This is a genomic window from Burkholderia sp. E168m23, assembly GCF_016586125.1.
Lineage (GTDB): Bacteria > Pseudomonadota > Gammaproteobacteria > Burkholderiales > Burkholderiaceae > Burkholderia > Burkholderia orbicola.
This window is the reverse complement of record NZ_BCPP01000210.1, coordinates 1-8,279: the sequence shown is the minus strand read 5'-3', so window position 1 is coordinate 8,279 and position 8,279 is coordinate 1. Positions and strand designations below refer to the sequence as shown.

Annotated in this window: 11 protein-coding genes; 4 read left to right on the top strand and 7 right to left on the bottom strand. The window is 70.0% G+C overall.

All coding sequences use genetic code 11. The annotated features are described in order from the left end of the window. The 3 genes from JMF90_RS13340 to cobU all read right to left on the bottom strand — a co-directional run. Window positions 1–743: aminotransferase class I/II-fold pyridoxal phosphate-dependent enzyme (locus JMF90_RS13340; RefSeq protein ID WP_201325155.1), on the bottom strand; the 743-nt coding region annotated here is incomplete at its 3' end. Then, a complete protein-coding gene (gene cbiB / locus JMF90_RS13335) occupies window positions 736–1,680 on the bottom strand; it encodes an adenosylcobinamide-phosphate synthase CbiB (protein WP_041489237.1) in 945 nt (314 codons plus the stop codon). The genes JMF90_RS13340 and cbiB, both read right to left, overlap by 8 nt. Beyond that, window positions 1,674–2,228 carry a bifunctional adenosylcobinamide kinase/adenosylcobinamide-phosphate guanylyltransferase gene (gene cobU / locus JMF90_RS13330; protein ID WP_011545966.1) on the bottom strand — a complete coding sequence of 185 codons (555 nt, stop codon included), beginning with the start codon at window positions 2,226–2,228 and terminating at the stop codon, window positions 1,674–1,676. The genes cbiB and cobU overlap by 7 nt, the downstream gene beginning before the upstream one ends. 74 nt (window positions 2,229–2,302) lie before the next feature. Here cobU and JMF90_RS13325 point away from each other — a divergent pair, with 74 nt between their 5' ends. From JMF90_RS13325 to JMF90_RS13310, 4 genes are all read left to right on the top strand, one after another. Then, window positions 2,303–3,805, top strand: coding sequence for a cobyric acid synthase (locus JMF90_RS13325; RefSeq protein WP_041489325.1), 1,503 nt, complete (start codon window positions 2,303–2,305; stop codon window positions 3,803–3,805). Window positions 3,806–3,878: 73 nt separating this feature from the next. Continuing rightward, window positions 3,879–4,016: a hypothetical protein gene (locus JMF90_RS13320; RefSeq protein ID WP_164728347.1), complete on the top strand. Its 138-nt coding sequence runs from the start codon at window positions 3,879–3,881 to the stop codon at window positions 4,014–4,016. 148 nt (window positions 4,017–4,164) lie between these two features. Continuing rightward, window positions 4,165–4,578, top strand: a complete 414-nt coding sequence (locus tag JMF90_RS13315; RefSeq protein ID WP_011545964.1) for a DoxX family protein — start codon at window positions 4,165–4,167, stop codon at window positions 4,576–4,578. Between the two features lie 147 nt (window positions 4,579–4,725). Beyond that, window positions 4,726–5,385, top strand: coding sequence for a ParA family protein (locus JMF90_RS13310; RefSeq protein ID WP_011545963.1), 660 nt, complete (start codon window positions 4,726–4,728; stop codon window positions 5,383–5,385). Between the two features lie 141 nt (window positions 5,386–5,526). On the opposite strand, the gene panD is transcribed toward JMF90_RS13310, so the two are convergent. The 4 genes from panD to JMF90_RS13290 all read right to left on the bottom strand — a co-directional run bounded on the left by panD (window position 5,527) and on the right by JMF90_RS13290 (window position 8,125). Then, on the bottom strand, window positions 5,527–5,913 hold the full coding sequence (gene panD / locus JMF90_RS13305; RefSeq protein ID WP_011545962.1) for an aspartate 1-decarboxylase: 387 nt from the start codon (window positions 5,911–5,913) through the stop codon (window positions 5,527–5,529). 44 nt (window positions 5,914–5,957) lie between these two features. Next, the gene (gene panC / locus JMF90_RS13300; protein WP_011545961.1) at window positions 5,958–6,797 is read right to left on the bottom strand and encodes a pantoate--beta-alanine ligase; all 840 of its coding nucleotides are present in this window, start codon (window positions 6,795–6,797) and stop codon (window positions 5,958–5,960) included. Window positions 6,798–7,059: 262 nt separating this feature from the next. Beyond that, complete coding sequence (locus JMF90_RS13295; protein WP_006478106.1) at window positions 7,060–7,932, bottom strand: ScpA family protein; 873 nt, start codon at window positions 7,930–7,932, stop codon at window positions 7,060–7,062. Between the two features lie 4 nt (window positions 7,933–7,936). Beyond that, window positions 7,937–8,125 (bottom strand): DUF3460 family protein, encoded by a 189-nt coding sequence (locus JMF90_RS13290; protein ID WP_006478107.1) that lies wholly within the window; start codon window positions 8,123–8,125, stop codon window positions 7,937–7,939. Window positions 8,126–8,279 lie beyond the last annotated feature (154 nt).

The window sequence follows — 8,279 nt, the reverse complement described above, 5'->3', positions numbered from 1 at the left end:
GCTTGCCATGCGCGATCGGCGAACGCCGCGGCGACCGCGTGGCGCGCGGGGCCGCCGACCGTCCACGCGCCGAGCGTGTCGCGCAGCGCGGCGATCAGCGCGGGATGCGTGAGCACGAAGCCCGCGCGAATGCCGGCAAGCCCGAAGAACTTGCCGACCGAGCGCAGCACGACGAGCCCCGGACGATCGACCCGCGGCGCGAGCGAGGGCGCGGCGCCCGTATCGGCGAACGCTTCGTCGACGATCAGCGTGCCGCCGCGTGCCGCCAGTTGCGCATGCCAGCCGAGCAGGCGCGCGGTCGGCACGCACTCGGCCGTCGGATTATTCGGATTCCCGACGATGATGTGGCGCAGCGTTGCGGGCAGCGTATCGGCGTGGATATCGAGCGTGACGACGCGATGGCCGTGGCGCGCGAACGCGGGCGCGTATTCGCCGTACGCGAGCGCCGCGACGCCGGCGTCGCCGGCCGGCAGCAACGCGGGCAACGCGCGGATCGCGGCCTGGCTGCCGGCAACCGGCAGCACGTGCGCGGCATCGGGCGCGTGGTAGTGCTGCGCGGCACAGGCCGCGAGACCGTCGCCGTCGTCGGGCAGCCGGCGCCATGCGTCGGCCGGCACGGGCGGCACCGGGTAGCCGACCGGATTGATGCCGGTCGACAGGTCGAGCCACGCGTCGTACGGAATGCCGTGGCGGCGGGCGGCTTCATGCAGGTTGCCGCCGTGCGCGATGGATGAATCAGACATGATGGGTGGCCATGACGAGTGCGCCGCTCGCGACCAGCAGCGCGAGCCACAGCGCGAGCGTGCGCGTGACCAGCGACAGCGCGGCGACGATGTGAAGGGCGGTGGCCGTGGCCCCGGTGCCGAGCACCGGGCGATCCTCGATTTCGCCGTGATAGACGGCCGGGCCGCCGAGCTGCACGTTCAGGCTGCCGGCGCCCGCGGCCATCACGGGGCCCGCGTTCGGGCTGTCCCAGTGGCGCGCCTGCGTGCGCCAGCAGCGCCACGCGGCTGCCGTGTCGCCGAGCAGCGCGTAGCTCGCGGCGGTGAGCCGCGCGGGAATCCAGTTCAGCGCGTCGTCGATGCGCGCGGCGGCCCAGCCGAAAGTCAGGAAGCGCGGCGTGCGGTAGCCCCACATCGCGTCGAGCGTGTTCGCGAGCCGGAACAGCAGCGCGCCGGGGCCGCCCGCGACGACGAACCAGAAGAGCGCGCCGAAGATCGCGTCGTTGCCGTTCTCGAGCGCCGATTCGACGGCCGCGCGCGACAGCGCTCCTTCGTCGGCCTGGCTCGTGTCGCGCGACACGATGCGCGCGGTCAGCGTGCGCGCCGCGTCGAGGTCGCGCCGCAGCAGCGCGGCGGCGATCGGCGCGACGTGGTCGGCGAGGCTCTTCGCGCCGAGCGCGAACCACAGCAGCGCGACGTGCAGCGCTGCGGCGAACGGCCAGGGCAGCACGGCGACGAGCCATGCCGCGACGGCCACCGGCGGCACGACCGCCGCGAGCCACGCGGCGACGCCGATTACGCGGCCGCGCCGGCCCGTGTTCAGTGCGGCTTCGATGCGCGCGGCGAAGCGGCCGAACGCGACGAGCGGATGCCAGCCGGCCGGCTCGCCGATGGCGCGGTCGACGATCGCGGCCGCGACCGCGAGCATCGCGACGACGGGCAGCGACAGCATCAGCATGACGGCGCGCCTGCCTTGAGGTCGAGCGGCAGCCCGGCGACCAGCAGCGTGACGCGCGTCGCGAGCGCGGCGACGCGCTGGTTCAGGCGCCCGAGCTCGTCGACGTAGCGGCGCGTGACCGACCCGAGCGGCACGACGCCGAGCCCGATCTCGTTGCTGACGACGATCACCTTGGCACGCGCGCCGCGCAGCGCATGTTCGAGCCGCTCGACCTGCGCCGCGTACTGCGCATCGTCGAGCGGTTCGCCGTCGGCGGGACACAGCAGGTTGGTGAGCCACAGCGTCAGGCAGTCGACGAGCAGGCACGCCTGCGAATCGTCGAGCCGCGCGAGCGTGCCCGGGAGATCGACGCTCGCGTCGGCGAAGCCCCAGTCGGCCGGCCGGCGCGCGCGGTGATGCGCGATGCGCTGCGCGAATTCGGCATCGGCGGCGGTCGCGGTCGCGATGTAGGTGACGGGGCGGCCGCTGTCGGCGGCGAGCCGCTCGGCATGCGCGCTCTTGCCCGAGCGCGCGCCGCCGAGGACGAAGGTGAGGTCGTGCGGAATCATCGCGTGATTGTAACGGCGCGGGCGACCCGGCGCGGGCGATAATGCCGCCTTTGCTTCGCGACACCTTTCACACGATGAATGCACCCGAGCCGCGGCCGCGCGGCACGCTGATGATCCAGGGCACGACGTCCGACGCGGGCAAGAGCACGCTCGTCGCGGGCCTGTGCCGCCTCGCGCGCCGCGGCGGCGCGCGCGTGGCGCCGTTCAAGCCGCAGAACATGGCGCTCAACAGCGCGGTGACGGCAGACGGCGGCGAGATCGGCCGCGCACAGGCGTTGCAGGCGCTGGCCGCCGGCGTCGCGCCGCATACGGATTTCAATCCGGTGCTGCTGAAGCCGACGAGCGACCGCGGCGCGCAGGTGATCATTCACGGCCAGGCGCGCATGAACCTCGACGCGCGCGCGTATCACGACTACAAGCCGGTTGCGTTCGATGCGGTGCTCGAGTCGTATGCGCGCCTGCGCGCCGGGTACGACACGGTGATCGTCGAAGGCGCCGGCAGCCCGGCCGAGATCAACCTGCGCGAAGGCGACATCGCGAACATGGGCTTTGCCGAGCGCGTCGACTGTCCGGTCGTGCTCGTCGCCGACATCGATCGCGGCGGCGTGTTCGCGCATCTGGTCGGCACGCTCGCGTGCCTGTCGGACAGCGAGCGCGCGCGCGTGCGCGGCTTCGTGATCAATCGCTTTCGCGGCGACCTCAAGCTGCTCGAACCGGGACTCGACTGGCTGCGCGCGCAGACGGACAAGCCGGTGTTCGGCGTGCTGCCGTATCTGCACGGGCTGCTGCTCGACGCGGAGGACATGCTGCCCGCGCAGGCGCGCAGCGCCGCCGCTCGCAGCGATGCCGGCGTGTTGCGCGTCGTCGTGCCCGCGCTGCCGCGCATCAGCAACCACACCGATTTCGATCCGCTGCGCGCGCATCCGCAGGTCGAATTCACGTATTGGAAGAGCGGCCCCGTACCCGACGCCGATCTGCTGATCCTGCCCGGTTCGAAGAGCGTGCAGCGCGACCTCGCGTGGCTGCGCGATGCGGGCTGGGACGCGCTGATCCGGCGCCATCTGCGCTACGGCGGCAAGGTGATCGGCATCTGCGGCGGCATGCAGATGCTCGGCCGCACGCTCGACGATCCGCTCGGCCTCGAAGGCGCGCCCGGCAGCGTGCCGGGGCTCGGGCTGCTCGATTTCGACACGACGCTGCAACCCGACAAGACGCTGAAGAACGTGACCGGGCAACTCGCGCTGCCGGGCGCGGCCGCCGTGCGCGGCTACGAGATCCACATGGGCGACACGCGCGGGCCGGCGCTCGAGACGCCCGCGCTGATGCTGGCCGCCGATATCGCGCGGGAGGGCGTGCGTCCCGACGGCGCGCTGTCGGCCGACGGCCAGATTCTCGCGACCTACGTGCACGGGTTGTTCGACGCACCCGACGCCTGCGCGGCGCTGCTCGCGTGGGCGGGGCTCGACGGCGCGGCCCGCATCGACTACCCGGCGCTGCGCGAGGCTTCGCTGGAGCGGCTGGCCGACACGTTCGCCGCGCACCTCGACCTCGACGCGCTGTACGCCGAGTTTCGTTGAGGCCGGCCCTCGCTTTTTCCGCCCGATCGCGTACAACAGAGGAGGGCGGAGGTCCGCCCGAAGGAGGGCGACGATGAGGGCGCGACGGTGGTGGGGCGTACTGCTCGCGGTGCTGCTGGGCGTGTCGGCGGTGGCGCATGCGTGCGATTCGTATGCGCCGGGCGGCGGCCAGTCCGGCGGCGACGCCACGCAAGGCAAGAGCGGTTACTGAGCGGGATGCAGGGCATGATCGGTCATGCCCTTTTTTTGCGTCGATTCGTTCCTTGATGGAATCAATTTAAGCGGTATGGCGTGTTTATCGGCCGAATCGATTCGAATAGAGTGCGATCCACTCCCATCCACTCACGAAGGACTCCGTCATGAACGCCAACCGCCTGAACGATTTCGCCGCGACGCTGCTGCGCGTCGCCCTCGGCGTGCTGTACCTCGCACACGTCGCACAGAAGGTCTTTGTTTTCACGCTGCCCGGCACCGCGCAGTTCTTCGCGTCGATCGGCCTGCCGGGCTGGCTCGCCTACCTGACCACGTTCGTCGAACTGGCGGGCGGCCTGGCGCTGCTCGCGGGGTTCCGCGTGCGCATCGCCGCGCTGGTGCTGCTGCCGTTCATGCTCGGCGCGGTCGCCGCGCATCTGCCGAACGGCTGGAGCTTCGCGTCGCCGCACGGCGGCTGGGAATATCCGGCGTTCTGGGCCGTCACGCTGGCCGTGCAGGCCCTGCTGGGCGGCGGCGCGTTCGCGCTCGGCGCGCGGGAGGCCGCGGTCCAGCGCGCATGACGTGAAGGAAAGCAGACGAAAGCGGCACGCGGTTCGGCGTGACCGGTTCCGGTGACACCCCGTTTGCCGATATCATCGCTCCCTGTATCCGCAATCGAGCGGCGCCTGCCATGCGGCCGGCGCCGCGCGGCTTTTTCGGGGGAATTCATGACGGTCATCGTGGTGGCGAATCCGAAGGGCGGCGTGGGCAAGAGCACGCTGTCCACCAACTTAGCCGGCTATTTCGCGGCGCAGGGCGCGTGGGTCGCACTGGCCGACCTGGACCGGCAGCAGTCCGCGCATGCGTGGCTCGACCTGCGGCCGGCCGGCTTGCCGGCGATCGAGGCGTGGGAGCTCGATCCGGAGGCGCCGTCGAAGCCGCCGCGCGGGCTGGAATATGCGGTGATCGATACGCCGGCCGGCCTGCACGGCACGCGGCTCAACGTCGCGCTGCAACTGGCCGACAAGGTGATCGTGCCGCTGCAGCCGTCGATGTTCGATATTCTCGCGACCCAGCAGTTTCTGGAGCGCCTCGCCGGCGAGAAGGCCGTGCGCAAGGGCAGCGTCGAGGTCGGGATCGTCGGGATGCGGGTCGACGCGCGCACGCGCTCGTCCGACCAGTTGCACCGGTTCGTCGAGGGGCTGGGCCTGCCGGTGCTCGGCTACGTGCGCGACACGCAGAACTACGTGCAGATCGCCGCGCACGGCCTGACGCTGTGGGACGTCGCGAAAAGCCGGGTCGAGAAGGATCTCGAGCAGTGGCGGCCGATCGTCGAATGGGCCGAGCGCCGCGTGCCGAAGGCCGAGAAGGCCGCCAAGGCTTCCTGAGCGGCCGGCCATCCGGCCGTCTTGCCGGCGCGACACCCAATGAGAAAGGGCCGGAACCGTGGTGTACGGTGTCCGGCCCTTCGGCGACCAGCGGCGCTGCGCGGGTGGCCCGCGCCACGGCACGCGGGCGTGCCGCTCGGCTTACGTCCAGTTCTGCGTCGGCACGTGATCGCGGTGGCCCTTGATCTTGTTGCCGTCGTCGATGAACACCAGCTTCGGCTTCCAGCCGGCCTGCAGCTCGGCTTCGTCGACCATCGCGAACGCGGCGATGATCACGAGGTCGCCGAGCTGCGCGCGGCGCGCGGCCGAGCCGTTCAGCGAGATCATCCCGCTGCCGCGCTCGCCCTTGATCGCGTACGTCGAGAAGCGCTCGCCGTTGTTGATGTTCCAGATGTCGATCCGTTCGTTTTCGATCAGGCCCGCCGCTTCGAGCAGGTCTTCGTCGATCGCGCACGAACCTTCGTAGTGCAGTTCGCAGTGCGTGACCGCCGCACGATGGATCTTCGATTTGAGCATGTGGCGCTGCATGGTGTCTCCGTGATGCGTCGTGAGGGGCGCGGGCGGGCCGGCCGTCAGATTTCCAGGTTGTCGATGAGGCGCGTCGCGCCGAGCTTCGCGGCCGCGAGCACGACGAGCGGCTCGCCGGCCTCGAGTTCGGCGGCGCTCGGCGCGATCAGGTTCGCGCGGCGGCGGATCGCGATGTAGTCGGGCACCCAGCCGCGTTCGGCCAGGTGCGTGTGCGCGTGCTGCTCGAGCTTGCCGAGGTCGCGTTCGCCGCCGAGCACGCTGTCGCGCACGCGCTGCAGCGTTTTCGCCAGTTCCGGCGCTTCCTTGCGCTCGTCGGTCGTCAGGTAGCGGTTGCGCGACGACAGCGCGAGGCCGTCCTCGTCGCGCACGGTCTCGGCCGCGATGATCTCGACCGGCAGCGCGAGCTGCTGGCACATCCGGCGCACGATCATCAGCTGCTGGTAATCCTTCTTGCCGAACACGGCGACGCGCGGCTGCACGCAGGACATCAGCTTCGTGACGACCGTGCACACGCCGGCGAAGAAGCCGGGCCGGAACTCGCCTTCGAGAATCCCGCCGAGATCGTCCGGCGGCAGCACGCGATACTCCTGCGGCTCAGGGTACATGTCGCGCTCGGTCGGCGCGAACAGCACGTATACGTTGTTCTGCTGCAGCTTCTCGATATCGTCCTGGAGCGTGCGCGGGTACTTGTCGAAATCCTCGTTCGGGCCGAATTGCAGCCGGTTGACGAAGATGCTCGCCACGACCGGGTCGCCGTGCTGGCGCGCGAGGCGCATCAGCGACAGGTGCCCTTCGTGCAGGTTGCCCATCGTCGGCACGAACGCCGTGCGGTTCTGTCCGCGCAGCTGGTCGCGCAGTTCCTGGATCGAGCTGATGACTTTCATGATCGGGTAGCGGGTTCCTCGCGCAGGCGCGCGTTGACGCCGCGGCAGCGGCGTCGGGGTCGAAGCGGAGAACGCCGGCGCGCGGGCGGCGCATCGGACGTCGGCGGATTGTAGAGGATTTGGCCGCGCGACGCATCGATAAAAGAACGATCGTTCACTTTATAGTGGGGCGTGCCGGACACCCGCCGGACGGCCGTCCGCCGCGGCGAAGCCGCGAGCGTCGGGATGAACCGCGGAGCGGGGAAACGGCTGAGGGAAGACCTTACGCGGGCAGGTACGCGAGGCGCACGTAGATCGGCGCGAACGGCTCGGCCTGCGTGATTTCGAGCAGCGATTCGCGCGCGAGTTCGAGCATCGCGATGAAATTCACGACGACGACCGGTACGCCGCGCGACGTGTCGAACAGGTCGGCGAACTCCATGAAGCGCGCGTTCTGCAGCCGGCGCAGGATCAGGCTCATGTGTTCGCGCACCGACAGCTCCTCGCGGGAGATCTTGTGGTGCTGCACGAGCTTCGCGCGCTTGAGCACATCGGCCCACGCGGCGCGCAAGTCGTCCGAATTCACGTCGGGAAAGCGCGGCGTGACGCTTTGCTCGATGTACACCTCGGCGCGCAGGAAATCACGGCCGAGCTGCGGCAACTGATCGAGCCGCTGCGCGGCGAGCTTCATCTGCTCGTATTCGAGCAGCCGGCGCACGAGTTCGGCGCGCGGATCCTCGGCTTCCTCGCCGGTGTCGGCCTTCTTCACCGGCAGCAGCATCCGCGACTTGATCTCGATCAGCATCGCGGCCATCAGCAGGTACTCGGCCGCGAGCTCGAGGTTCGACGCGCGGATCTGGTCGACGTAGCCCAGATATTGCGCGGTGACCTGCGCCATCGGGATGTCGAGCACGTTGAAGTTCTGCTTGCGGATCAGGTACAGCAGCAGGTCCAGCGGGCCTTCGAACGTTTCGAGGAACACCTCGAGCGCGTCGGGCGGGATGTAGAGATCCTGCGGCAGCTTGAAGAGCGGCTCGCCGTACAGGCGAGCGAACGCCGCGACACCGTCGACCGTGTCGGGCGTCGAATCGGCGCCCGCGGGCGCGGCGATCGCGTCGTCCTGCCGGGCGGCGCTGGCCTCGTCGGCGGCGCTCACGTCGTCAGAAGTTCTGGTAGTAGACGTACGACGTTTGCTTCACGCGCGATTCCTGCTGCTCGGCGCGCTCTTCGAGATCGATCGGCTGCTTGTCCCACAGAAGGGAACGGCCCTTGCGCTGCTCTTCCTCGAGCGTCGGCTTCTGCTGCTTGAGCTGGTTCAGGAACTGCGTGACGTCGGACTGGTACGGCATGGCTGGATCTTCCGTTTCGGGCGGCGCACGGTGCGCCGGATTCGCGATGGCGGGATTTTACCGCATCGCGGGGAACAGCCGGCGCCAATCGCGCGTCGAATCCGCGGGCCGGTACCGGCGGACACCGTGCGGCGGCCCTTCCGGCGCCTTGGCA

Bases quoted from the DNA above. Each gene is read 5' to 3' on its own strand.
- cbiB (WP_041489237.1), bottom strand. From the start codon at position 1,680: ATGCTGATGCTGTCGCTGCCCGTCGTCGCGATGCTCGCGGTCGCGGCC.
- cobU (WP_011545966.1), bottom strand. From the start codon at position 2,228: ATGATTCCGCACGACCTCACCTTCGTCCTCGGCGGCGCGCGCTCGGGC.
- JMF90_RS13325 (WP_041489325.1), top strand. From the start codon at position 2,303: ATGAATGCACCCGAGCCGCGGCCGCGCGGCACGCTGATGATCCAGGGC.
- JMF90_RS13320 (WP_164728347.1), top strand. From the start codon at position 3,879: ATGAGGGCGCGACGGTGGTGGGGCGTACTGCTCGCGGTGCTGCTGGGC.
- JMF90_RS13315 (WP_011545964.1), top strand. From the start codon at position 4,165: ATGAACGCCAACCGCCTGAACGATTTCGCCGCGACGCTGCTGCGCGTC.
- JMF90_RS13310 (WP_011545963.1), top strand. From the start codon at position 4,726: ATGACGGTCATCGTGGTGGCGAATCCGAAGGGCGGCGTGGGCAAGAGC.
- panD (WP_011545962.1), bottom strand. From the start codon at position 5,913: ATGCAGCGCCACATGCTCAAATCGAAGATCCATCGTGCGGCGGTCACG.
- panC (WP_011545961.1), bottom strand. From the start codon at position 6,797: ATGAAAGTCATCAGCTCGATCCAGGAACTGCGCGACCAGCTGCGCGGA.
- JMF90_RS13290 (WP_006478107.1), bottom strand. From the start codon at position 8,125: ATGCCGTACCAGTCCGACGTCACGCAGTTCCTGAACCAGCTCAAGCAG.